Annotated in this window: 22 protein-coding genes and 3 tRNA genes; 18 read left to right on the forward strand and 7 right to left on the reverse strand. The window is 74.1% G+C overall.

Translation table 11 applies throughout. The annotated features are described in order from the left end of the window. The first annotated feature begins 2 nt into the window (after window positions 1-2). Together EKH77_RS11245 and EKH77_RS11250 are read left to right on the forward strand one after the other, a co-directional pair. Complete coding sequence (locus tag EKH77_RS11245) at window positions 3-851, forward strand: carbohydrate ABC transporter permease (RefSeq protein ID WP_126914265.1); 849 nt, start codon at window positions 3-5, stop codon at window positions 849-851. Window positions 852-891: 40 nt separating this feature from the next. After that, window positions 892-2,280: a GH1 family beta-glucosidase gene (locus tag EKH77_RS11250; protein WP_126914266.1), complete on the forward strand. Its 1,389-nt coding sequence runs from the start codon at window positions 892-894 to the stop codon at window positions 2,278-2,280. A gap of 21 nt (window positions 2,281-2,301) precedes the next feature. On the opposite strand, the gene EKH77_RS11255 is transcribed toward EKH77_RS11250, so the two are convergent. Next, complete coding sequence (locus EKH77_RS11255; protein WP_126914267.1) at window positions 2,302-3,171, reverse strand: spermidine synthase; 870 nt, start codon at window positions 3,169-3,171, stop codon at window positions 2,302-2,304. 136 nt (window positions 3,172-3,307) lie between these two features. Further along, complete coding sequence (locus EKH77_RS11260) at window positions 3,308-3,766, reverse strand: hypothetical protein (RefSeq protein ID WP_397613125.1); 459 nt, start codon at window positions 3,764-3,766, stop codon at window positions 3,308-3,310. A gap of 283 nt (window positions 3,767-4,049) precedes the next feature. On the opposite strand from EKH77_RS11260, the gene EKH77_RS11265 reads away from it, so the two are divergent. Beyond that, complete coding sequence (locus EKH77_RS11265; RefSeq protein ID WP_126914269.1) at window positions 4,050-5,426, forward strand: tetratricopeptide repeat protein; 1,377 nt, start codon at window positions 4,050-4,052, stop codon at window positions 5,424-5,426. A 28-nt stretch (window positions 5,427-5,454) separates the two neighbouring features. Here the strand turns inward: EKH77_RS11265 and EKH77_RS11270 are convergent, their stop codons facing one another. Then, entirely contained in the window at window positions 5,455-6,048 is a 594-nt protein-coding gene (locus EKH77_RS11270) for a histidine phosphatase family protein (RefSeq protein WP_126914270.1), read from the reverse strand. Window positions 6,049-6,324: 276 nt separating this feature from the next. Here EKH77_RS11270 and EKH77_RS11275 point away from each other — a divergent pair, with 276 nt between their 5' ends. From EKH77_RS11275 to EKH77_RS11305, 7 genes are all read left to right on the forward strand, one after another. After that, complete coding sequence (locus EKH77_RS11275; protein ID WP_240667310.1) at window positions 6,325-7,299, forward strand: phosphatase PAP2 family protein; 975 nt, start codon at window positions 6,325-6,327, stop codon at window positions 7,297-7,299. Further along, on the forward strand, window positions 7,220-8,428 hold the full coding sequence (locus tag EKH77_RS11280; protein ID WP_240667311.1) for a hypothetical protein: 1,209 nt from the start codon (window positions 7,220-7,222) through the stop codon (window positions 8,426-8,428). Before EKH77_RS11275 ends, EKH77_RS11280 begins: the two co-directional genes overlap by 80 nt. Window positions 8,429-8,564: 136 nt before the next feature. Beyond that, on the forward strand, window positions 8,565-10,169 hold the full coding sequence (locus EKH77_RS11285) for a hypothetical protein (RefSeq protein ID WP_126914272.1): 1,605 nt from the start codon (window positions 8,565-8,567) through the stop codon (window positions 10,167-10,169). Beyond that, window positions 10,166-11,518: an AAA domain-containing protein gene (locus tag EKH77_RS11290; RefSeq protein ID WP_126914273.1), complete on the forward strand. Its 1,353-nt coding sequence runs from the start codon at window positions 10,166-10,168 to the stop codon at window positions 11,516-11,518. Before EKH77_RS11285 ends, EKH77_RS11290 begins: the two co-directional genes overlap by 4 nt. A gap of 174 nt (window positions 11,519-11,692) precedes the next feature. Then, window positions 11,693-12,061, forward strand: a complete 369-nt coding sequence (locus EKH77_RS11295; RefSeq protein ID WP_126914274.1) for a hypothetical protein — start codon at window positions 11,693-11,695, stop codon at window positions 12,059-12,061. A 145-nt stretch (window positions 12,062-12,206) separates the two neighbouring features. Continuing rightward, on the forward strand, window positions 12,207-12,842 hold the full coding sequence (locus EKH77_RS11300) for a bifunctional DNA primase/polymerase (RefSeq protein ID WP_126914275.1): 636 nt from the start codon (window positions 12,207-12,209) through the stop codon (window positions 12,840-12,842). A 56-nt stretch (window positions 12,843-12,898) separates the two neighbouring features. Continuing rightward, window positions 12,899-12,972: transfer RNA gene (locus tag EKH77_RS11305), tRNA-Lys, on the forward strand. Between the two features lie 60 nt (window positions 12,973-13,032). Here the strand turns inward: EKH77_RS11305 and EKH77_RS11310 are convergent. Further along, complete coding sequence (locus EKH77_RS11310) at window positions 13,033-14,262, reverse strand: M6 family metalloprotease domain-containing protein (RefSeq protein ID WP_126918011.1); 1,230 nt, start codon at window positions 14,260-14,262, stop codon at window positions 13,033-13,035. Between the two features lie 418 nt (window positions 14,263-14,680). Here EKH77_RS11310 and EKH77_RS11315 point away from each other — a divergent pair, with 418 nt between their 5' ends. Beyond that, window positions 14,681-16,570 (forward strand): putative bifunctional diguanylate cyclase/phosphodiesterase, encoded by a 1,890-nt coding sequence (locus EKH77_RS11315; protein WP_126914276.1) that lies wholly within the window; start codon window positions 14,681-14,683, stop codon window positions 16,568-16,570. 196 nt (window positions 16,571-16,766) lie between these two features. Here the strand turns inward: EKH77_RS11315 and EKH77_RS11320 are convergent, their stop codons facing one another. Beyond that, window positions 16,767-17,873, reverse strand: coding sequence for an LLM class flavin-dependent oxidoreductase (locus EKH77_RS11320; protein ID WP_126914277.1), 1,107 nt, complete (start codon window positions 17,871-17,873; stop codon window positions 16,767-16,769). Between the two features lie 257 nt (window positions 17,874-18,130). Between EKH77_RS11320 and EKH77_RS11325 the strand changes: the two genes are divergently transcribed. From EKH77_RS11325 to EKH77_RS11350, 6 genes are all read left to right on the forward strand, one after another. After that, a complete protein-coding gene (locus EKH77_RS11325) occupies window positions 18,131-18,889 on the forward strand; it encodes an IclR family transcriptional regulator (RefSeq protein ID WP_126914278.1) in 759 nt (252 codons plus the stop codon). Window positions 18,890-18,979: 90 nt separating this feature from the next. Next, window positions 18,980-19,053 (forward strand) — tRNA-Lys (locus EKH77_RS11330). 137 nt (window positions 19,054-19,190) lie between these two features. Further along, window positions 19,191-19,637: a hypothetical protein gene (locus tag EKH77_RS11335; RefSeq protein WP_206279841.1), complete on the forward strand. Its 447-nt coding sequence runs from the start codon at window positions 19,191-19,193 to the stop codon at window positions 19,635-19,637. A 122-nt stretch (window positions 19,638-19,759) separates the two neighbouring features. Then, entirely contained in the window at window positions 19,760-20,161 is a 402-nt protein-coding gene (locus EKH77_RS11340; protein WP_126914279.1) for a hypothetical protein, read from the forward strand. 76 nt (window positions 20,162-20,237) lie between these two features. Beyond that, a complete protein-coding gene (locus tag EKH77_RS11345) occupies window positions 20,238-21,002 on the forward strand; it encodes a DsbA family protein (protein WP_126914280.1) in 765 nt (254 codons plus the stop codon). Further along, a complete protein-coding gene (locus tag EKH77_RS11350) occupies window positions 20,999-21,859 on the forward strand; it encodes a cytochrome c biogenesis CcdA family protein (protein WP_126914281.1) in 861 nt (286 codons plus the stop codon). The genes EKH77_RS11345 and EKH77_RS11350 overlap by 4 nt, the downstream gene beginning before the upstream one ends. 64 nt (window positions 21,860-21,923) lie before the next feature. Here EKH77_RS11350 and EKH77_RS11355 read toward each other — a convergent pair whose 3' ends face one another. Continuing rightward, the gene (locus EKH77_RS11355; protein WP_126914282.1) at window positions 21,924-22,514 is read right to left on the reverse strand and encodes a lytic polysaccharide monooxygenase auxiliary activity family 9 protein; all 591 of its coding nucleotides are present in this window, start codon (window positions 22,512-22,514) and stop codon (window positions 21,924-21,926) included. Window positions 22,515-22,630: 116 nt separating this feature from the next. Further along, window positions 22,631-23,449, reverse strand: a complete 819-nt coding sequence (locus tag EKH77_RS11360) for a C40 family peptidase (protein ID WP_126914283.1) — start codon at window positions 23,447-23,449, stop codon at window positions 22,631-22,633. Between the two features lie 173 nt (window positions 23,450-23,622). Between EKH77_RS11360 and EKH77_RS11365 the strand changes: the two genes are divergently transcribed. After that, window positions 23,623-23,696, forward strand: a tRNA-Lys gene (locus EKH77_RS11365). The last annotated feature ends 34 nt before the right edge of the window (window positions 23,697-23,730 follow it).

A 23,730-nucleotide genomic window follows, 5' to 3' on the forward strand; every position in this document is an offset into this window, starting at 1 on the left:
ACGTGTCCACCGGCATCGGTACCGGTATCGGGCGACGGCCGCGCGCGGGGCCCGTGGCCTACACCGTCCTGACGCTCTTCACCGCCGGCTCGCTCCTCCCGCTCGTGTGGACGGCGATGGCCGCCTCCGGCGACAGCGCCCGGCTGGCGCACACCCCGCCCCCGCTGTGGTTCGGCGGCAGGCTGTTCACCAACCTCGGCACGGCGTGGACCGACGCCCGGCTGGGCCTCGCCCTCGCCAACACCACGCTCGTCGCGGGGACGGCGGCCCTGGGCACGGTGCTCTTCTGCACGATCGCCGGCTTCGCCTTCGCCAAGCTGCGGTTCCGCTTCCGGCGGGCGCTGCTCCTGCTGACCGTCGGCACGATGATGGTGCCGCCGCAGCTGAGCGTCGTCCCCCTCTTCATGATCGTGGCGCGGCTGGGGTGGACCGACCAGTTGCGGGCCGTCGTCCTGCCCGCGCTGGTGAGCGCCTTCGGGGTGTTCTTCATGCGGCAGTACCTGATCGAGGCGCTGCCCGACGAGCTGATCGAGGCGGCCCGCGTGGACGGGGCGAGCAGCCTGCGCGTGGTGTGGCACGTCGTCCTCCCCGTCGCCAGGCCGGCGATGGCCGTGCTGGGGATGCTCTCCTTCGTCCAGGCGTGGAACGACTTCTTCTGGCCCGTCATCGCGCTGACCCAGGAGAACCCGACCGTGCAGGTGGCCCTCACCGGGCTCGGCCGGGGCTACGTCCCCGACCAGGCCGTGGTGATGGCCGGGGCGCTGCTGGGCACGCTGCCGCTGCTGCTGGCCTTCACGCTCTTCGGCCGGCAGATCGTCGGCGGCATCATGCGCGGCGCGCTCAAGGGCTGACTCCCCCACCGTTTCCCCCTCTCCTTCCGGAGCGTGCGACATGACCGTGGACTTCCCGCCCGGCTTCCTCTTCGGCGCCGCGACCGCCGCCTACCAGGTCGAGGGCGCGGCCGGCGAGGACGGCCGCACCCCCTCCATCTGGGACACCTTCTCCCGTACGCCGGGCCGGGTACTCGGCGGCGACACCGGGGACACGGCGACGGACCACTACCACCGCCGCGCCGAGGACGTCCGCCTCATGGCGGAGCTGGGCCTGGGCGCGTACCGCTTCTCCGTCTCCTGGCCCCGGGTCCAGCCCACCGGACGCGGCCCGGCCTCGCCGCGCGGCCTCGACTTCTACCGGGCGCTCGTCGACGACCTCCTCGACCACGGCGTCCAGCCCATGCTGACGCTCTATCACTGGGACCTCCCGCAGGAGCTGGAGGACGCGGGCGGCTGGCCCGAGCGCGACACCGCCCACCGCTTCGCCGACTACGCCCGGCTCGTCGGCGAGGCGCTCGGCGACCGCGTCGAGCTGTGGACCACCCTCAACGAGCCCTGGTGCAGCGCCTTCCTGGGCTACGCGGCCGGGGTGCACGCTCCGGGCCGCACGGACGACGAGGCCGCGCTGCGGGCCGCGCACCACCTCAACCTGGCGCACGGCCTCGGCGCACGGGCGCTGCGCGCCGTGCTGCCCTCGCGGGCCCGGCTGTCGGTGGCGCTCAACCCCGCCGCCGTACGGGCCCGTACGCCCTCGCCCGCCGATCAGGACGCGGCGCGGCGCGTGGACGCGCTGGCCACCCGTATCTTCACCGGGCCCATGCTGCGCGGGGCGTACCCCGAGGACCTTCTCGCCGACACGGCGGCCATCACGGACTGGTCGTTCGTACGCGGCGACGACACGGACGTCATCCGGCACCCCCTCGACGCGCTGGGCATCAACTACTACTCGCCCACAGTCGTATCAGCCGCCACTGACAATCCCCCGGCGCCCGGCCAGGGCGAGCCCTCCCCCTGGCCGGGCGCCGGGGGTGTGGCCTTCCACCGGCCGCCGGGCAAGCTCACCGCGATGGACTGGGCCGTCGACCCCACCGGCCTGTACGACCTGCTGACGCGCTTCACCCGTGAGGTCCCCGGGCTGCCGCTGATCGTCACCGAGAACGGCGCCGCCTACGACGACAAGCCGGGCGCCGACGGCGCCGTCGACGACCCCGAGCGGATCGCCTATCTGCACGCCCATCTGGAGGCTGTACTGCGGGCCCTCGGCGAGGGCGCGGACGTCCGGGGCTACTTCCTCTGGTCGCTGCTGGACAACTTCGAGTGGGCGTACGGCTACAGCAAGCGGTTCGGCGCGGTGTACGTGGACTACGCCACCCAGGCCCGCACGCCCAAGTCCAGCGCGCGGTGGTACGCGCGGGTGGCGCGGACGGGGCGACTGCCCATCGATTGAACGCCCATCAGTCGACGTCCATCACTCGAAGACGGAGGGCGGTGGGGCGGGCGAGGGACGGGCGCTCGCGTCGGTGACGGGCTCGGCGCCACCGGTGAAGTCGAGGAGCGCGCGGCCGTGTTCGACCCGTCCCTGGTGGGGGTCGGTGGCGGCCCGGCGGGTCAGCTCGGCGATGGGCAGCTCGTGGTCGGAGGCCAGCAGCACGGCGTTGCCGAAGCGCCGGCCGCGCAGCACCGCCGGGTCGGCGGTGAGACACAGCTCGGGGAAGACGGTGCGGACCGTCGCTATCTGGGCCTTGAGGTGGGCGAGGGGCGGGCCGTCGGCGAGATTGGCCGCGTAGTGGCCGCCGGGGCGCAGGGCGCGCCGGACGTCGGTGATGAATTCCGTGCTGGTGAGGTGGGCGGGGGTACGGGCGCCGCTGAAGACGTCGGCGATGATCAGGTCCGCCCAGCCGTCGGGGATCCTGGCGAGCCCCTCCCGGGCGTCGGTGCCGCGCACCCGTATGCGCCAGCTCGGCTCCAGCGGCAGCTCGGCCCGTATGAACTGGACCAGGGGCGCGTCTATCTCGACGATCTGCTGGGTGGAGCGGGGCCGGGTGGCGGCGATGTACCGGGCGAGGGTGAAGGCGCCGCCGCCCAGGTGGACGGCCTGGAGGGGTTTGCCGGGCGGTGCGACGAGGTCGACGATGTGGCCGAGCCGCCGCTGGTAGGAGAAGTCCAGATGGGCGGGGTCGTCCAGGTCGACGTGGGACTGCGGGGCCCCGTCGATCAGCAGGGTGCGGCCGCGCGGCCGGTCGCGGTCGGGGACGAGCTCCGCGAGACCGCCCGCCACCCGCACGGATATCGGTTCGGCGGCGCGTCCGCGCCCCTGCTTCTGCTTGCCCTTCGCCACCCCTCCAGTATCGCCGGTGCGGTTCGGCAGCGCCCCGAAGGGGGGCGGGGCCGTGACACACCATGCGGCTCCGCCGCGCGGGCGCGACCAGCCACGACGCACCCGCAGGTGATGTATCGGGCTTCCAGCGGAGCGCTCAGCGGCAGCGGTCGACGGCCTCGATGGTGCGGGCGGCCTCGCCGAGGGCGGCGCGGAGCACGGCGGGGTCGGTGGCGGAGGCGTAGGCGGCGTCGGGGGCGACGAGCCAGCCCGTGCCGTTGACGGGGGGCTCGGCAGCGCTCGTCCGCAGGCCGCGGCCGTAGGTCTGGGTGCAGGCGCTGCCGGGCAGGTCCCAGCCGTCGGCCGTGCCGGGCGGAACGAGGAAGCCGAGGGTGTCGCAGTCGCCGTCGTGGAGGACGGGGCCCACTCCGTCGCGCAGCCGCAGGATGTCGACGGCCTCCAGGCCCTGGCGCGCGGGGACCGTGACGAGGTCGCAGGGGTGCGCCTCGGCGCCGTCGCCACCGGCCTGCGGCGGGTACGGGGACGTGCTGTGGTCCTGGAACGGCCGCCGCAGGGCCGTCGTCCGCGAGCCGCCGATGTCCACTCCGGCCTCCACCACGGGAAACCCCTCCTCACGCCGTGCCCGAGTCCGCGTCGGGATCCACGCCGAGCGCGCTCGCGCTCTTCGGGTTCAACGCGTGGACGCGTCAACGGCTACGGCGCCATGCCGCCGCAAAGGATGGCAGTTCATGGCGGATGGCAGGTGGGATATCCGTTTTGTAGTCAAACCGGATGTAGTGGAATCACCGCAGCCGGTACGGTCATCACGCCACACGGCAAGCACAGCCGCCCGCCTCGCGGGTTGCCCTCGGGGCGGCTCGCCAGGAGAGGGTCCGGCCATGGCGTCGCCCCACGCGTCCTCGTCACCCCGTCCCAACCTCGCGTTCCGGCAGTTGCGCGGCCCGCGTTCACCAGGGGAATTCGCGGCCGCCGTGCGTCGTGCGGCCCGGGAGATCGGCGAACACGTCTCGTGCGACGCGCGCTACATCGGGCGTGTGGAGTCCGGGGAGATCCGCTGCCCCAACTACGCCTACGAGCGAGTGTTCCGGCACATGTTCCCCGGCCGCGAGCCGGCGGACATGGGCTTCGCACCCCGCGAGTCCGTGCGTGGCAGGGGGGCGCGCAAGAAGGGCTCCGCGCCGCCCGGTTCATCCGAGAGCCCCGCCGAAAGCCGTACCTCCTCCGGTGCGGCGGAGAGCTCCACCGAGAGCAGCGAGGAGAGCGACGTGTTGCGTCGCGCGTTCATGACCTCCGGCACGGCCGCCGTGGCCGCCGCGTCCCTGGGCACCGGCCCCCGGGCGCACCGGCGCCACGCGGGGGAGGCCGAGGCCGCCGCCGTCGAACAGGCGGTGCGGCACATCCGGCTGCTCGACGACCGGCACGGCGCGGACGGGCTCTACCGGCGCGCCGCGCGTCCCCTGAAGGCGGCCTACGGGCTGCTGGACGCGGAGACCAGACGGCGGTCGGTGGCCGACCGGCTGCACTCCGGCGCGGGCGAACTGGCGATCTCCGTGGGCTGGCTGGCGCACGACTCCGGCCGGTTCGCGGACGCCCGTTCCCACTACGCCGAGGCCCTGGCCACCGCCCGCGTGGCCGGGGACCCGGCGCTGGAGGCGCACGCCTTCTGCAACATGGCCTTCCTCGCCCGGGACGCGGCCCGCCCCCGCGAGGCGATCCGCGCCGCGCAGGCCGCGCAGCGGGCGGGGCGGCGGCTGGGGTCGGCGCGGCTGATGTCCCTGCTGGCCCTGCGGGAGGCGGGCGGCTGGGCGCGGCTGGGCGACCGGCAGGCGACCGAGGAGGCGCTGGGGCGGGCCCGGACGCTCTTCGGGCGCGGGGCGGCCGAGGCCGACCCGGAGTGGATGACCTTCTTCGGCGAGGCGGAGCTGGAGGGCCTGGAGGCCCAGTGCTGGTCCGCCCTGGGCGACTGGCGGCGCGCGGCGGACCACGCGGAGCGCGCGGTCGCGCTCCAGGACCCGCACTTCGCCCGGAACATCGCGCTCTACACCGCGCAACTGGCGGGCGACCTGGCCCGGGGCGGCTCCCCGGACGCGGCGGCCGTGGCCGGGGGGAAGGCGCTGGGGCTGCTGGAGCAGGTCCAGTCGGCCCGCATCAGGACGATGCTGGCGTCGACGGCCCGTATGTTGCGCCGTCACGCCTCAAACCCGGCGGTGTCGGGTTTCCTGAGCCGACATGAGGCGGCCGTGCGGCCCGCGTGAGGGGGTGCGCCGCCCTTTCACCGAGCCGTCAGGCGAGGTGGCCCGTGTCGTTCCAGCGCTCGATCGCCGGCGCGCCGTACGCCCAGCCCAGGATGGACAGGGAGGTCGGGTCGAGGCGGATGCGGGAGCCGAAGAAGATGTCCTCGCCCATCCATCGCGCGGCGATCGTCCGCAGGATGTGGCCGTGGGCGAAGACGAGCACGTCGCGGTCGGCCGAGCGGGCCCACTCCACGACCTCGTCCGCCCGGGCGGCGACCTCCGCCCGGGTCTCGCCCTCGGGGACGCCGTCGCGCCAGATCAGCCAGTCGGGGCGGCCCGCCTTGATCTCGGCGGGGGTCATGCCCTCGTAGGCGCCGTAGTCCCACTCCATGAGCGCGTCCCACTCGGCGGCCCGGCCACCGAAGCCGGCCAGCTCGCAGGTCTCCTTGGCGCGGACGAGGGGGCTCGTCCGGACCTCCACGTCCGGCAGGTCGTCCCAGGGGGCGCGGTGCAGCCGCTCACCCAGCAGCTTGGCGCCGCGCCGCCCCTCGTCGAGGAGGGGAATGTCCGTGCGGCCGGTGTGCTTGCCGGACAGCGACCACTCCGTCTGTCCGTGCCGGGCCAGCAGGATGCGCGGTGCCATGGGGAGAGTCCTTACGAGGTGCGTGCGGTGATCTGCGTGCGGTGATCGTCGGCCCGGGTGAAAGGCGTGAAGTCGGTCACCCCGGGAACGGGTGTGAGTTTCGCTCCCATCATCACTCACTTCACCAACGGGCAACCCTCCGGCCATTCCCGGCGTCTCCAACCCCGCACCTCGGGGTTCGGGTGGACTCACGGGGCGGTGTGCGAGAGATGTGGCGTACGCCGTACGGTTGCATATCGCGCTTATTGGCCGCCTGAACACATGGAGAGCGTCCGGATGTACACCGCACCACTGGGGAAGCGGCCGCGCTGGTGGACCGAACTGCCACTCATCGCCGTGGTGTACGGGCTCTACTCGGCCGGGCGGCTGCTGGTAAGAGGCGACGTGCAGTCGGCCGTGGATCACGGCGTCGCGATACTCGATCTTGAAAAAACGTTCCGAATAAACATCGAGCACTCGCTCAACCGGCTGTTCACCGATCACTCGGCGATCGGCATACCCGCCGACTTCGCCTACGCCGCCCTCCACTACCTCCTCACCCCCGCGCTCCTGGTCTGGCTCTTCAGGCGACGCCCCGACCACTACCGCCGGATGCGCACCTGGCTGATGATCTCCACCCTCATCGGCCTCATCGGTTTCACCCTCCTGCCCACCTGCCCGCCCCGCCTCCTCGACCCGTCCTTCGGCTTCGTCGACACGATGCGGCAGTACTCCGAGTACGGCTGGTGGGGCGGCGACGCCAGCGCCCCCCGCGGCCTGGGCGGGCTCACCAACCAGTACGCGGCCATGCCGAGCCTCCACGTGGGCTGGGCGCTGTGGTGCGGCGTCGTGCTGTGGGCGCAGGGCCGCACGATCTGGACCAAGATCGCGGGTGTCGCCTATCCGCTGCTGATCACCCTCGTGGTGATGGGCACCGCCAACCACTACCTCCTCGACGCCGTCGCCGGCGCCGCCGTGATGGGCGCGGGCTTCCTCCTCGCCCGCCCGGCGCTGCGGCTCGCCGAACGGATCCGCGCCCGCCTCGTCCCGACGGCACCCCCCGTACCTGCGGAAACGGCCGTGGCAGCGGCGAATGTCAGTGCCGGGTGCGAGACTTCGGCGGGTACAGCGGGTACTGCGCCGTCCCGGGTTCGCCCGGGGGCGCCGGAGAGACTTCGCGAGGCGGACGCCAGTGACCAGATCCCCCGACAGCCGGCCCGGGGCAGGGCCGGGGACAGCCGCACCGACGGCGCTGCGACAGCGGCTCGCTGAGCTGCGCGGCCCCTCCGTCGCGCCCGTCCCGCTCGACGCCCGCGCGCTCGCGGCGCTCGCCGCGAACCCCGGCTGTCACCGCCGCGCCCTGCTCGACGGGGCGGGGGTGGACAAGGCGGCGCTGGCACGGGCCGTGGGGGCGCCGGTGACGTTCGGGCAGTCGCAGTTCGCCTTCGTGCGCGGCCATTCCTTCGAGGCCCGCGTCAAGTCCGACGGCGGCGCGGAGCTCGTCCGCCTGCTCCACGATCGGCTGGCCGACGGCTCCCCCGCGCCCGGCCCGGACTCCGTGGACACGCCGGATCTCTCCGCCGCCGGGCTCCAGGGCCGTACGGCGCGCACGGCCCTCGCCCTGCGCGAGGCGACCGCCGCCGGGCGGTGGGCCGTGCTGGACCACCCCCTGCTGGCGCTCACCGTCGCCGGGACGCCGGCGTATCTGGAGCCGGACGCGATCGTCGTCCATCCCGACGGCGGCTGGACGGTCGTCGAGATCAAGTCCTTCGCGATGATCGACGGTTCCGCCGACGCGGCGAAGGTCGGCGCGGCAGCCCGGCAGGCGGCGGTGTACGCGCTGGCGCTCGAGGCCGTGGCCGAGCGGGTGGCGGAGGGCGCGGCGGCGGTGCGCGAGCAGGCCCTGCTGGTCTGCCCGAAGGACTTCTCCAACCTGCCGGCCGCCGCCCTCGTCGACCTCCGCAAGCCGCTGGCCACCACGCGCCGCCAGCTGGAGCGGCTGACGGGCGTGGCGGAGATCGCCGCCGGGCTCCCGGAGGGCACGACCTTCGATCTGTCCGGCGACGGCCGCACCCCGACCCGGCCCGCCGGCGAGCTGGCCGAGGCCCTGGACGCGGTCGCGGCGGCGTACGCGCCGGAGTGCCTCGCGGCGTGCGAGCTGGCCTTCCACTGCCGGGCACGGGCCCGCGCGGCGGACTCCGTCCAGACCCTGGGGCGCGGCGTCCGCGCGGAGCTCGGTGGCCTGACCACCGTCGCGTCCGTCCTCGCGGCGGCGGCGGGCGAGGCCGGCTCCCCCGACGACCCGGCGGTCGCGGCCCTCCGCCGCGCGTCCGCGCTCCACGCGGAGGCGCTGGCGCTCGCCTCGGCCGACGAGGGCGCCCTGGCGGGGGCGGGCCGATGAGCCGGCGGCCCTGGCGAACGGATCGGCCGATGCCGGCTGGGCACCGCCGGACAGCGCGGCGCGGGCGGAGCGCCGTCGCGGCGGAAAACCCGCCTGACCCCGCACGTCCCTCCACGCCTCTCCGGAAGGAGTCCGCATGTCGCTGATCAGCACCCTCGCGCGGATGGAAGCCGTGCGGGACGGGCGGGCGCGGCCGGTTGTCACCGTGCGGCACCGGCATGTCGCCGAGCGGCCGTGTGTGTTCGTGCCGTTGACGACCGCCGGTGAGGCCGGCGCGCCGCTCGGGGCGATGGTGGGGACGGAGCGGGACGCGCCCCGGCTGCTGTTCGTGGCGCAGCCGCGCGACAGGGATCTGCGGTCCGCGTTCCTCGCCGAGCTCGCCGACGCGCTGCTGCCGTACCTGGAGGAGTTCGGCGACGCCGTCGAGCTCGAGCAGCGCAAGGAGACCGATCCCGGCACCGGGAAGAAGGTGCCGGTCGAGGTCGAGCTGTGCGCGGACGCCCCGCAGCTGCTGGTGCCGAGCGCGGCGGGCGTGGAGTACGTCCGGCTGCTCGGCCGGTCCACGCGCTTCCGCCGCACCGCCGAGCAGGACCCCGACGCGCCCCACCCCGCGCCGCCGCGCGTGCCGATGCTGGGGCGCTGGCTGACGCACTTCGGGGAGCGCGCCCGGGTGCCCGGATCGTCGCTGCTGCTGGCGATGACGCAGGTGCTGGGCCGGCACTGGGCGACGGGCCAGAGCGCCCTGGAGGACCAGCACCTCGGTTCCCTGCTGGCCTGGATCGACCCGCCGCGGGACGTGCCGGGCCCGGAGGCCGCGCTGCGCGCGGAGCTGGCGCGCGGGCCGGACGGACTGCTGGTCCACCCGCCCGCCGGCCCGGCCACGGACCCGGTCTTCGACAACAAGCGGCTGGCCCCCGCCGTCGCCCGCTACGACCGGGCCCGCGCTGCCGTCCTGGAGGCGTCGGCGCACCGGTTCGCGCCCGCGCGGGCGGAGCTGGCCGCCGCCGAGAGCGAGGTCCGCGAGCTGCTGGCGACGCAGTTGCGCCCCACCTGGGACGCCGTCTGGCACGGCGTCGACCTGCTGCGGACGCTCCCGGAGGGCGCGCGGGTCGCCGAGCGCTGGAAGCGCGACCGCTGGTCGTACACCGCGCACCGCGACCGCGTCCGCGCCGGGGAGCCGCCGCAGCCGCGGCGGGACGACGCGGTCACGGCCGCGCGCAAGCTCGCCGCCCGCGAGAGCGCGCAGGCGCAGCTCGACGCCCAGGAGGCGCTGGACGACCCGCTGGTGATGGCGGGCCGGCGGCTGGCCGGGGAGGCGTTCGCGGGGGAGGTCGCCGAGGTGGTGATGGAGTACACCGAGGCCAAGGTGCCGAGGCCACGGCCCCTCGTGACCGTCCGCACCGCCGACGCCCCGCTTCTCGCGGCCGGCGTCGCGCTCCACCGCGCCCTGCCGGACGGCAGGTCGCAGAGCGCCGAATTCGTGGCGCACGACCCCGGCGGCCCCGGCGGCCCCGGTGCTCTTACCGTGCGGCTGACCGGCGGCATGGGGCGCGGCAAGGTGCCCGACGCGGGTTCCGTGCCCGAGGTGGGCGACCGGGTGTGCTGGACGCTGTTCGAGCACGCGCCCCGGGGCGGCCCCGAGCTGCCCGACCCCGAGCGGACGCCCTGGACCCATGGCGGCCCGCCCGCCGAGGGCCCGGCCGAGGCTCCCGACCCGGTGACCGCGGAGGATCTGCTGTGACCGTTCCTCTGGCGCGCGAGCGCGCCTTCGACCCCGCCGCGGCGGCCAAGGCGGCCACGGACGCGATCCTGCGCGACACGCTGCACGGCCCGCACCGCGGTGTCGTGGTGGACTCGCCGCCCGGCGCGGGCAAGTCGACGCTGGTGGTGCGGGCGGCCCGGGAGCTGGCCGCCGCCGGCCGGCCGCTGATGGTCGTCGCCCAGACCAACGCCCAGGTCGACGACCTGGTGCTGCGGCTGGCCGAGCAGGACCCCGGGCTGCCGGTGGGCCGGCTGCACAGCAATGACCGCCACCCCTACGACCCGGCGCTCGACGCGCTCGACTCGGTCGTGACCTCCGCGAAGGCGGCGGACCTGGCCGGGCTGGACGTGGTGATCTCCACGGCGGCGAAGTGGGCGCACACCAAGGTGGCCGAGCCCTGGGGGCACGCGATCGTCGACGAGGCGTACCAGATGCGCTCGGACGCGCTCCTGGCGGTGGCGGGGCTGTTCGAGCGGGCGCTGTTCGTGGGCGACCCGGGCCAGCTGGATCCGTTCAGCGTGGTGGGGGCGGAGCAGTGGGCGGGGCTGTCGTACGACCCGTCGGCGAGCGCGGTGAGCACGCTGCTCGCCCACAATCCGGGGCTGCCGCAGCACCGGCTGCCGGTGTCGTGGCGGCTGCCGGCGTCGGCGGCGCCGCTGGTGTCGGCGGCCTTCTATCCGTACACCCCGTTCCGCAGCGGCACGGACCACGGCGACCGGCTGCTGTCCTTCGGCGTGCCCTCCGACGGCTCGGGCCCGGACCGGGTGCTGGACGAGGCGGCCGAGTCGGGCTGGGGCCTGCTGGAGCTGCCCGCGCGGCACACGCCGCGCACGGACCCGGAGGCGGTGGGCGCGGTGGCGCTGGTCGTCCGCCGGATGCTGGACCGGGGCGGGGCCGTGACCGGCGAGCGCTCGCCGGAACCGGCGCCGCTGACCGCGGACCGGATCGCGGTGGGCACGGCCCACCGCGACCAGGCCGCGGCCGTCCGGGCGGCCCTTGCGGAACAGGGGGTGACCGGGGTGACAGTGGATACGGCGAACCGGCTCCAGGGCCGTGAGTTCGACGTGACGGTCGTGCTCCACCCGCTGTCGGGGCGCCCGGACGCGACGGCGTTCCACCTGGAGACGGGCCGCCTGTGCGTGCTGGCCTCACGGCACCGGCACGCGTGCGTCGTGGTGAGCCGGGCCGGCGTCGACCGCCTGCTGGACGAGCACCCGTCGACGGAGCCGGTACGGCTGGGGGTGACGGTGAAGTTCCCGGACGGCTGGGAGGCGAATCACGCGGTGTGGGCGCATCTGGCCGAGCATCGCGTCCCGTGGCGGCCGTGAGCCGGGGCCCGGCCGGGAGCTCGTTCGGCGCCCGTCCAGTCGGTGCCTTTCAGGCGTGTTCAGCGGCGTGTCGGGCGTTGTGGGGCGCGGGGGCGCGGCCCGGGGCGGGGCGGGGGCGCACTTGCGCGCGGCAGGACAATGGATGACGGTGCAGACGATTCTGGAGGTATGTACATGTGCGAGCCGAAGCAGGCTCCCGGTGGGCCGGGCAGTGAGGGCCCGCGCCGCCTGAAGCCCGCGCAGCTGCTCTTCGAGCCACCCGAGGCCGTCGCCGACCCCGAGCACTTCTTCGATCTCGAATCGATCGAGGACCCGCGTGAGCTGCTGGCCCGCTCCACCGAGCTGGCCCTGGCGTTCCGCGCGGCAGCGGACCGGGCGACGGAGTTCCAGGCGGTGGCGGCGGCTCAGCTCGCCGATCCCCGGCGCTTCGACAGACTGCCGACGGCGGTGATCGCCGAGCGGGCAGAGTGGAGCGAGGACTACACGAAGAAGATGGTCGAGTTCGGCCGTGACCTGCTGCGCGGCAGCAGCCAGGCCGACTGACCCGGCCCACGGCCGGACGGCCCATGGTCCTCGATCATGGGCCGTTGGCATATGCGGCGCACAAAGTAGCGCACCGTCACCGCCCCTGTCCCGGTTTCCCGGAACTACCCCGGACGGCCCCCCGTCCTGGCTGGAGCATGGGGCCATGAGCTCCCGGCCGTACGACCCGCGCCCCGCCCGCCACCGGCCCACGCCCGTCCCCTCGCCCGCACCCTCCCCCGCTCCCGCGCCCTCCGCCTCCTGGGCGCCGCCCGCCCCCGCGTACGTCACCCTGGCCGGGGCCGACTGGCTCGCGTCCGCCGCCAGAGTGCCGCACGAGGTGCACGCCCTGTGGGCGGACGACCCGATGGCGCCGGTCGTGCTCCCCTGCGGCACGGTGTTCGACGTGATCGACGCCCCGGCCCTCTTCGGCCGCCGGATACTGGCCCGGCTGTGGTCGCCCGGCGGCCCCGGCTCCGGACCGGTGGCGGCCCACCGCGGCAGGCTGCTGCTGTTCGCGGCGCCCGGCACGGCCCAGCGGCTGCCCGCGCTGCTGGCCTGGGAGGAGTGGGGCCGCCGGGACCGCACGGCTCCCCCGCTGCTCTGCTACGGCACGGGCGACGCCGTGACCGTCCCCCCGCTCTACCCGTCACCCGAGGGGAGCGAGCCCACGCCGGCCGTCGCCCGCTGGCTGATCGCCCCGGAGGTGCGCCACCCCCGGCTGCCGGGCGCCGACGCCCTGCTCTGGGCCTGCGTCCGGGCCGCCCGGGCGACGACCCTACCCATCACCATGGGGGGCTGAAACATACGGATTTTCTTTCCACCGGATCGGGGTGCTAAAGTCTTCCACGTCAGCAGGCGCCGCTAGCTCAGTTGGTTAGAGCAGCTGACTCTTAATCAGCGGGTCCGGGGTTCGAGTCCCTGGCGGCGCACAGACGGTCGAAGGCCCTCACCACATGGTGAGGGCCTTCGACGTATAACCGGACCGAGTCTCAGCCCCGGGTCACCCGGACCGTCCACGCCCCGGTCGCCAGGTGTCCGCGCGCCTCCACCCGCACCCCGTCCGCCTCCAGGGCCTCCCCCGCCCCCAGCGGCGCGTCCGCCAGCGGCGGGTAGACGGACTCGCCCCAGCAGGCGTGGCCGCCCGGATGCCCGTCCAGCACCTGGATGGGCCCGCCGCCCGAGGCGGTGTCGCTGCGCACCCGGTAGACGAGGACGCCCTCGGTGCAGGTGGCCGAGTCATTGCCGGTGGCGCTGCGCGCCTCGACGACGATCGCGCTGGTCACCCCGGTACGGACCACCACCATGCGGGCGCGGGCGTCCGCGCCCGGGCGCATGGGGGACTCCAGCGGCTGAAGGGTGTGCACCGTGGTGCCCGGCCCGCTGACGCAGTCGACCTGGCGGGGGGCGAGCCAGCCCAGCTTCCACTTGTGCCAGCCGAAGGGCTCCGAGGCGAGCCCGAACTGGCTGCCCATGATGTCCCAGTCGCCCACGTGGGTGTCCCAGTCGCCCTTGCCGTCGGTCGGCCGGTGGTAGAGGTCGGGCAGGTCCAGGACGTGACCGGTCTCGTGCGCGAGGACATTGCGGTCCGGCGGATGGTGCTCGAAGACCGTGACCACCCGGCGCAGCTCGGTGCCGTCGACGGAGATGGGCTCCTCGAGGTTGACGACCTTGGTCGCGTCGGAGTCGACGCCGGGGGCGTCGGGGTCGGCGACCAGATAGACGAGGTTGTAGCGCCGGAAGTCGACCTCCTTGTCGACGGCGGCGATGGCGTCCCGCAGATAGGCGGAGCGCTGTTCCCCGTCCCAGTCGCGCTGTATGTGGTAGTCGCCCGAGGGCCGGGGCATCCGGAACCACTTCTTCAGCGGGTGGACGCGCAGGGCGAACCGGCCGTAGGAGGCCCGCTCGAAGAAGCGCGAGGTGCCGGGGAAGTGGTCGGCGGCGAGCCGGTCGGGGGTGACGAAGGGCTTGGAGTCCGGGAAGGACAGGAAGACCATCACGGCGTCGAGCCGCCCGACGGGCCGGGGGTAGTCCTGATTCCAGGTGTCGAGGCCCTCGGAGTGGTGGGCCTGACTGCGGGGCAGCGCGCAGGGGCCGCCGGGCCCCGTGGCGTGGGCCGGCGCGGCGACCACGGTCGTGGCGATCGCGCACAGGCAGGTGAGCACCGCGCCGAAGCGGCGCAGCCGGGACCGCTCCGCGCGTCGCGGCCGGTCCACTCCCATGGGTGTCAGCGGACGCACCACGTCGACCTCCGGGGACGGAATCGGGAGACCTCACCCACCCTCTTGTTATTTGCGGTGTTATGCCCCGTTTCACTACCCCAGTCGAGTGACTAAGCCGACTTCTGGGTACATCACACTCAGTCACTGACGGTCAATCGACTAGACGCAACCATCCAGCCTCAGGCGTGAGTGTGCGCGGACGCGCATGGACGGACAGAAACGGTCGGACCCAAGCCGACGGCTCCACCCCTCGCGGCCGGGCCGCTGGAACGGTCCCTGCGCGGGCTCTATGCTCGCCACACTTCCAGCACGGAATCCCCCTACAGGCGGTGATTTGCCGCCTTTTCCACCACGCGTACGAGACGTACGACTCCCCGCACGGGCCCCGTGCGGAACCACTGTCACGCGGGAGCGAGCGTTGAGCGGAACACTCGACGGCCACGGCGGTCCGCCCGACCCCACGCCGCCAGTCGTCACGCAACGTCATGCCACGTCGGATGGCGCCTCGAACGTTTCGGATGCCACGCCGGACGATTTCCGCGCCGCCTTCCGGGCCGCACAGCTCGGCATGGCCGTCGTCGGCCGCGACGGCCTCGTACGCACCGCCAACGCCGCCCTGGGCGTGCTGCTGGGCACCGATCCCGACCTGCTGCGGGACTCCTCCGCCGCCGAACTCGCCGGGCTGCGCGAGGACCCCCGCGCGTGGAGCGCCTATCGCGAGGTCCTGCTCGGCCGCCGCGACCGGCTGAACTGCACCCGCCGGCTCAGACGGCCCGGCGGCCGGGAGGTGTGGGCCGAGGTGACCGTCACCGCGCTGCCGGAGACCCGCGATGCCCTGCTGTCGGTCTCCGACATCACCGACCGGCGCGATCTGCGGGCCCGGCTGCGGCATCTGCGGATGCACGACCCGGTGACCGGGCTGCCCAACCGGAGCCTGTTCTTCGAACGCCTGGCCGCCGCCCTGGCGGCCGCCATGCCCCGCCCGGAGGGCGTACCGCCCCCGGACGCCCTGCCGTACCCCGACGCCAGACCGCACCCGGACGCCCTGCCCCACCCCGAGGGCCCACCGGGCGGCGACCGGCGCCGCGGCGGGCGGATCGGGCTCTGCTACCTCGACCTCGACGGGTTCAAGGCGGTCAACGACACCCTCGGCCACCGGGCCGGGGATCTGCTGCTGGGCGCGGTCGCCCGGCGGCTGACGGAGTGCGCGGCCCCGGACGGGCATCTGGTGGCCCGGCTGGGCGGCGACGAGTTCGCGCTGCTGGTCGAGGAGTCCGCGGGCACCGAGCAGCTGGTCGATCTCGCCGCGGCCGTTCAGGCGGCGCTCACCCGCCCGTTCGAGGTGGCGGGGCAGCGACTGGCGGTGTCGGCGAGCATCGGCGTCGTCGAGCGCCCGGCCGCGGGGACGCACGCGACGGAGCTGATGCAGGCCGCGGACACCACGCTCTACTGGGCCAAGGCCGACGGCAAGGCCCGCTGGACGCTCTTCGACCCCGAGCGCAACGCCCACCGGATGACCCGGCAGGCGCTGTCCAACACCCTGCGGCCGGCCGTGGAGCGGGGGGAGTTCGTCCTCCAGTACCAGCCGCTCGTGGGGCTCGGCGACGGTGTCGTACGGGGGGTGGAGGCGCTGGTGCGCTGGCGGCACCCGCAGTACGGGACGCTCGCGCCGAATCGGTTCATCGGACTGGCCGAGGAGACCGGCGCCATCGTGCCGCTCGGCCGCTGGATCCTCGCGACCGCGTGCCGCCAGGCGCGCCGCTGGCAGCTCGACCACCCCGGCGAACCGCTCGTGGTCAGCGTCAATGTGGCGGTGCGTCAGGTATGGGACTCCGACCTGGTCGCGGACGTCGCCGGGATCCTCGCCGAGACGGGGCTGCCGGCGCGGCTGCTCCAGCTGGAGCTCACCGAGTCGGCGGTGATGGGCTCGGCCGGCCGGCCGCTCCAGCAGCTCCAGGCGCTGCGCGACATGGGCGTCGCCATCGCCATCGACGACTTCGGCACCGGCTACTCCAACCTCGCCTACCTCAGCCGGCTGCCCGTCTCCACCCTCAAGCTCGACGGCTCCTTCGTCCACGGCTTCCGGGCCGAGGAGCACCCCAACCCCGCCGACGAGACGATCGTCGAGGCACTGGTGCAACTGGCCCACCGCCTGGGGCTCACGGTGACGGCGGAGTGCGTGGAGAGCGCGGAGCAGGCGGAACGGCTGGGGCGGATCGGCTGCGACACCGGCCAGGGCTGGTTCTACTCCCGCCCCGTGCCGGCGGACCGGATCTCGGCGCTCCTCAACACGGGCGTACGTCCGTGAGCCCAGGGGCTTCGCCGCCCCGGGGTCCCGGCGGGCGCGGGTGGTCGGGGGCGGGGTGGGGCGGACGGGCCCTTACGGGGCTGACCTCTTCGCGGTGCCTGCCACTTCGGTACGGGTCGCCCCGTCCTTGGCCCCAGCGGCGAAGAGCTCTTCACGCCCCTACCAGGGCCCGTCCGCCCCACCCCGCCCCCTCACGTCACTGCCCGGAGGCTCCGGGGAAGCCGTACGCGTCGGCTATCAGCTCGTAGCTGCGCAGCCGCGTCTCCGGGGTGTGGGTGTTGGCCGTGATCATCAGCTCGTCCACGCCCGTGCGCTTCGCCAGCGCGTCGAGGCCCTCGCGTACCTCGTCCGGTGTGCCGAAGACCACGTTTCGCAGCCAGTCGGCGACGAACTCCTGCTCGGCGAGGCCGAGTGCGGTGGACTCCGCCTCCTCCGGCGACGGGACCAGGCCCGGCCGGCCGGTGCGCAGGCGGAGCATCGCCATCGCGCCGGTGAGGACCTGGCGGCGGGCCTCCTTGGGGTCGTCGGCGGCGAGCGCCTGGACGCCGATCTTGGCGTACGGGCGGTCGAGGACGGCGGAGGGCCGGAAGGACTCGCGGTAGAGCTCCAGCGCGGGGAGCGTGTGGGCCGACGAGAAGTGGTGGGCGAAGGAGAACGGCAGGCCGAGCAGCCCGGCCAGGCGGGCGCTGAAGCCGGAGGAGCCCAGCAGCCAGACCGAGGGCCGGTCGGCGCGCTGCACCCCGCCCGGCACCCGCCCCTGGATGGGTCCGGGGACGGCGTGGATCCGGGCGAAGCGGTGGCCGTCGGGGAAGTCGTCGTCCAGGAAGCGGGTCAGTTCGGCCAGTTGCTGGGGGAAGTCGTCCGCGCCCTCCGCGAGCCGGTCCTGACGGCGCAGCGCCGCCGCGGTGGCGCCGTCCGTGCCGGGCGCGCGCCCCAGTCCCAGATCAACGCGCCCCGGCGCGAGGGCCTCCAGCGTGCCGAACTGCTCGGCGATCACCAACGGCGCGTGGTTGGGCAGCATCACTCCGCCCGAGCCGAGGCGGATGCGCTCGGTGTGGGCGGCGAGGTGGGCCAGGATGACGGCCGGGGAGGAGCTGGCGACACCGGGCATGGAGTGGTGCTCCGCGACCCAGAAGCGGTGGTAGCCGCGCCGCTCGGCGAGCCGGGCCATCTCGACCGTCGCGGTCAGGGCCTGCCGCGCCGTCCGGCCGCTGCCGACGGTCGCGAGATCCAGTACGGACAGGGCAACGGGCGCGCTGCCGAGGGGTTTCGCCCGGATGATGTCGTCCTGCACGTCGGCCACGGTGGCCCGCCTCCCTGGTTGACTGCCTCGGTCCGGAGCGCTCGCGGCGCTCCGACCAGCAGCAACCGGAGAATATCTCCGCTTATTCCGCGGGACGCGGCCCGATCGTCCCGGGACACCGGCATATGCCAAGGTCGGGGCGGGCAGGAACAGGAAACGACCGTCGCCGCGATTCTCGCCAACTCCCTCTCCCGGCGGTCGGTTTCGCCGTTACCGTGGAGGGTGGTACACCCGCAAGTAACCACAAGGGGGAGACCGTGGCGCTCAGCCCCGAGCCGACCGCTCCGCTCTACTCGGCGCAGTGCGCGCTGCGCGTGCTGGAGACGGTCGCCAAATACGCCGGCGGCGTCAGCCAGGCCCAGATCGCCCGCGAGACGGGGCTGCCCCTGGGGCGGCTCGCCCACCTGCTGGCGATGCTCCACCGTGAGGAGTACGTGGAGCTGACCGGCGACGGCGGCTACGTCACCGGCACCTCGCTGCTCCTGCTGAGCACGGGCGGCGACCGCACGGCCGCCCTGGAGCGCAAGCTCCAGCACTCGCTGTCCACGCTGCGCGACACGGTGGGCGCCGCCGTCTACCTCAGCACCTACATCGACGGCGAGATCCGGATCACGCAGTACGCGGACGGACCGCGCACCCCGAAGGTCCACGAGTGGGTCGACTTCCGCTCCGCCGCCCACGCGACGGCGCTCGGGAAGTGCCTGCTCACCCAGCTCGACCACGACGACCGGCGCGACCACCTCGCCCGGCACCAGACCGCCCGGCTCACCTCCAAGACGATCACCAACCAGCGGATCCTCTTCAGCAAGCTGGACGCCCAGCCCTCGACCGTCCCCGTTCTCGATCTCCAGGAGTACGCCGTGGGCACGGTCTGCGCGGCCGTCCCGATGTCCGCCGGGCGCTCGGTGGGCTCGCTGGCGCTCTCGCTCCCGGTCAGCCACGCCCACCGGCTGCGCGAGGCCGCGGACGCCCTGAACCGGCACGCGGCGCCGATGCTGATCTCCCTGGCCCTCTAGTCTCCCCAGCCCTCCAGGGGCGGCAGGGACCGGTGTGACCAGTGGTTCGGAGCACCTCCGGACATCGGGTAGAGTTCTCTCTGTCAGCAGGCGCCGCTAGCTCAGTTGGTTAGAGCAGCTGACTCTTAATCAGCGGGTCCGGGGTTCGAGTCCCTGGCGGCGCACAGACGATCGAAGGCCCTCACCACACGGTGAGGGCCTTCGATGCGTGTCGCGGCCGGACGGCCGATGACTTATGTCATCGGCGGCCGGTGATGGACGGATCTGCCCGCGCGCCGCCCGCCCCGGAAGACTTCTTCCCATGACGACCGCGACCAGCACCGCCGCCGAAGCGACCACCACCGCGACGGTCACCGGAACCCCCGAGGAGATCAAGCCGCTCCCCACCTGGTTCTTCTGCTTCGAGGGTCTGATGTCGGCCGCGTACGACCTGTTCAAGGCGTACCCGCAGAGCCTGTGGGTGCTCGGCGCCCTCGGCCTGGCGAACCTCGTCGCCTCGCTGACCGTGCTGCGCCCCCGGCTGAGGCTGGCCAAGCGGCTGTGGCGCGGCAAGGGCACCCGCAGGATCGCCCTCACCCTGGTCGCCCTGCGCCTCGGCAGCCATCTGCTGCTCGGCCTGGCGGGCCTGGCCGTCACCGGCATCGCGGGCCACCTCGGCTTCGCCGTCGTGATGGCCGCCACCACCGTCTTCCTCCTCTGGTTCGGCCAGCGCACCGCCCTGCGCGCCATCGCCGCCGACCGGGCGTGACCCGGGCGCGCGGTCGCGGGCGGGCGGACGGCCCGTAGCGACGGCCCGTAGCATGGAAGGCCGTCCCGGCACCGGATCCCGGGGCGCGCCGACGACGGGCAGGAAAAAGGAGGAGAGGGCACGTGCCGCAGCACCGCCGCCCGACGGCAGCCGCAGCGCTGCTGCTCCTCCTCGCGGTCCTCTTCGGCCCGGTCGTCTGCGGCGCCGGCTCGGCCGCGTACGCGACGGGCAGCGGCTCCGTCGCGGCCGTCTCCGCGCGGGCACCGCACCCCGCCGCCCCGGTCGCCCCCGAGCTCCGGACCGGCACCGCCGTCAAGGACACCGGCGGCAGCTGCCGTCAGCAGGACACGCCCCTCAAGGGCGCCGAGACCGCCGTCCCGCACACCCAGGCCGACCCGCTCGGCGCCCCCGCCACCGCCCGCACGACGCTCCCCCGCGCCCGGGCCCCGCAGGTCACCGCCCCCAGGGCACCGCCCGTGGCGGCGGCCGACCGCGCCGAGCTGCTCCCCGTCCTACGGATCTAGACCGCCCCACCACGGCCCGCGCCGGGCCGTGCTCCGGCACACCCAGATTCCGTACGACCCAGGGAGTCCCCTCCTCATGTCCGCACGTCCCGCACGCCTCTCCTCGCCCTCCCGCCGCCTGGCGGCCATCGGCGCGGTCCTCGCCCTCGTCGTGGCGGTCGTCGCCGCCGGCATCGCCATCGCCAAGAACACGGGCGGCTCCGGCAAGGACAAGCCCGCCGCCGGCGCCGGGCCGTCCTTCGACCCCAACCAGGCCACCTACGACAAGCTGGAGCAGGCCACCAGCCGCCGCAAGGACGGCGACCCGCTCGCGCTCGGCAAGGCCGACGCCCCCGTCGTGCTGGTCGAGTACGCCGACTACCAGTGCTCCTACTGCGGCCGCTTCACCCGGGAGACCCAGCCCGAGCTGGTCAAGAAGTACGTCGACGCGGGCGTCCTGCGCGTCGAGTTCCGCAACTTCCCGATCTTCGGCAAGGACTCCGAGCGCGCCGCCCGCGCCTCCTGGGCCGCCGGCCGGCAGGGCCGTTTCTGGCAGTTCCACGACGAGGTCTTCGCCAAGCTCCGCAAGGGCGACGCGCTCGCCGAGGACAAGCTCGTCGACATGGCCGGCAAGGCCGGTGTGAAGGACCTCGACACGTTCCGCGCCGACCTGTCCAGCGCCGAGTCCGAGGCCGCGGTCAAGAAGGACCAGGAGGAGGGCTACTCCCTCGGCGTGCAGAGCACCCCGTCCTTCCTCGTCGGCGGCCGGCCGCTCGCGGGCGCCCAGCCGATGAAGGAGTTCGAGGCCGCCATCGCCCAGGCGAAGGCGGTCAAGGAGGCCGCCGGGAAGTCGGGCAAGTGACCGACATCGGCTACCTCGCCGCCTTCCTCGGCGGCGTCCTCGCCCTGGTCAGCCCGTGCAGCGCGCTGCTGCTGCCCGCGTTCTTCGCCTACTCCCTGGCGAGCCCCACCCGGCTCCTCGCCCGCACCGGCGTCTTCTACCTGGGCCTCGCCACCACGCTCGTCCCCCTCGGGGCCGCCTCCACCGCCGCCAGCCGGCTCTTCAACGGCCACCGCGAGCTGCTGATCACCGTCGGCGGCTGGGTGGTGATCGCCCTGGGCGCGGCCCAGATCGTCGGTCTCGGCTTCGCCTCGAAGAAGGCCCAGGCCGCGGCGGGCCGGATCACTCCGCGCACGGCCGCCTCGACCTTCCTCCTGGGCTGCGTCTACGGGCTGGCCGGCTTCTGCGCCGGACCGATCCTCGGCGCGGTGCTGACCGTGACGGCCGTGGACGGCGATCCCCTCCACGGGGCGTCGATGCTCGCCGTCTACGCACTGGGCATGGCCCTGCCGCTGTTCGTGCTGGCCCTGCTCTGGGACCGCTTCGCGCTGGGCCGGCGGCGCTGGCTGCGCGGGCGGGAGCTGCGCCTGGGCCGGCTGCGGCTGCACACCACCTCGCTGGTGTCCGGCCTGTTCTTCATCGCCATCGGGGTGCTCTTCCTCGGCTGGGGCGGGACGACCGGGCTGCCGGGGCTCGTCGACGCCGAGCAGGAGTTCCGGCTGGAGGAGCTGGTCTCCCGGGTGGGCGGCGCGGTGCCGGACTACGCGCTGCTGGCAGCGCTCGCCCTGGTGGCGGCGGGCGCGCTGGCGTGGTTCGCGCTGCGACGCCCGGCCGACGAGACCCCTTCCGGCGGACCGGACGGCACCGACGGCTCGTAGGCCGCGGTGCCGCCGTGGGGTGCCCGTCCGACGGGCACCCCACGGCGGGCCTCTCGGGAACCGGTCAGAACTGGACGTCGGAACAGGCGTAGAACGCGTTGCCCGTGTCGGCGACGGTCCAGACGGCGAGAATCAGCTGCTTGCCGCTCTTCCCCGCCGGGAGCGTGCCCCGGTGGGTGACCGTGGCGTCGGGGATCCGGCCGCCGTAGGGGACGGTCAGGAACGGCTGGGGTTCGAGATCCGCTCTGCTGAGCGGCCGGCTCGGGTCGTAGTGGTCGTTGGTGATGTAGTAGCGGAAGTCCGTGGTGGCGTGGCGGGCCGTCAGCTTCCAGCGGAAGCCGTAGTCCTGTCCCGCCGTGACCTTGGTGGCCGGCCATTCCCCGCCGCGCGGGTCGTCGAGCTCCGCGAAGCGGCTGTTGCCGCCGGCGCAGAGGGTGCCGTCGGACGGGCCGTGGGACGGGAAGCCCTTGGGGCCCTCGACGGACTGGGGCTCCCACTGGATCTCGCCGCAGTCGCTTACCGCGCCCTGGGCACAGAACACCTGACGGCTGGTGGGTGCGTCGGTGTAGCCGTGGCTGTTGGCGCTTCCGGTGGAGACGAGGGAGATACAGGCGACGCTCAGGCCGATGATCGCCGCACTGATCCTTTTGCGCATACGTCACTCCTCGAGAACGTGGGGGGTTCTGTGAGCCGAGTGGATTGCGGTCTAGACCAAGAGCGACGCTAGTACCGGTCGACGGTCATGTCCAGGCCAAAATTGCGGTCTTGACGTCACCGTCGGTCGCACCGCTCCTCGTCGCCCGTACAGGTGACCGGCGATCCGGACTCCTCGTCCCAGTGCGGCCCGTCACGGTCGGGTGACTCGATCCGGCCGTACATGCGCGCGTCGAAGTACGCGAGGCTGGAGATCCGCACCCGGGTCCCCGGGCGGGCCGCCTCGACATAGCGCCCGCCGCCCAGGTAGATCGCGACGTGGTGCACCCCGGAGGCCCGGCCGTCGCTGGACCAGAAGACGAGATCGCCACGGCTGAGGGCGGAGCGCGGGACGCGCCGGGTGGCGCGGTACTGGTCGGCCGCCAGCCGGGGCAGCCGGACGCCCGCCCGCCGGTACGCCTCCTGGACGAGCCCGGAACAGTCCCAGCGGTGGGGCCCGGCACCGCCGTAGGCGTAGGGGTCACCCAGATGGCCCAGCGCGAAGGCGATGGCGGGCTCCAGCCCGCGGATCCTGGCGCTCTCGCCGCTCCCACCGCCCCCGCCACCCTGATCGGCGATGCCGTCGCCGTCGACCGCGGTCGTGTCGTCGGCGTCCGCGTCGGCCAGGGCCTCGGGGGGCACCTCGGCGGGCAGGTCCTCGGGCGCGGTCTCGGGCGGGCCGCCGTCCGGGTCGTCGACGGCCACGATCACGGGGTCCGGGGTGGGGTCGGGCCGCTCGGTGGCGAGGGCGAGCGTGCCCGTACCGGCCAGCAGCGCCGCCCCGACGGTCGCCAGCAGTGCCCGGCACCCGGGGCGCCGGGGACGTCCGGGGCGCCTGGGGCGTCGGTGGCCGGGATGTCGGTGCCGGCCGCGCCCGGCGGGTATCTCCTCGGGCATCTCCCCGCCGCCTTTCCCTCGGTTCCGCTCGGCACAGCTTCTCAGCGACGGAGGAGAACCGCATGTCGCACGACAGTCACCCTCCGTAATAAATATCGCCTGATTTTCGGGCATAGCGGTCTCGATGGTCGAAGCCACCCCCGAACGTCGGGTAGAGTCTTCTCTGTCAGCAGGCGCCGCTAGCTCAGTTGGTTAGAGCAGCTGACTCTTAATCAGCGGGTCCGGGGTTCGAGTCCCTGGCGGCGCACGCGAGACTCAGGGCTCCTCACCATCGGTGGGGA

The sequence above is a fragment of the Streptomyces luteoverticillatus genome, assembly GCF_003970715.1.
Classification (GTDB): domain Bacteria; phylum Actinomycetota; class Actinomycetes; order Streptomycetales; family Streptomycetaceae; genus Streptomyces; species Streptomyces abikoensis.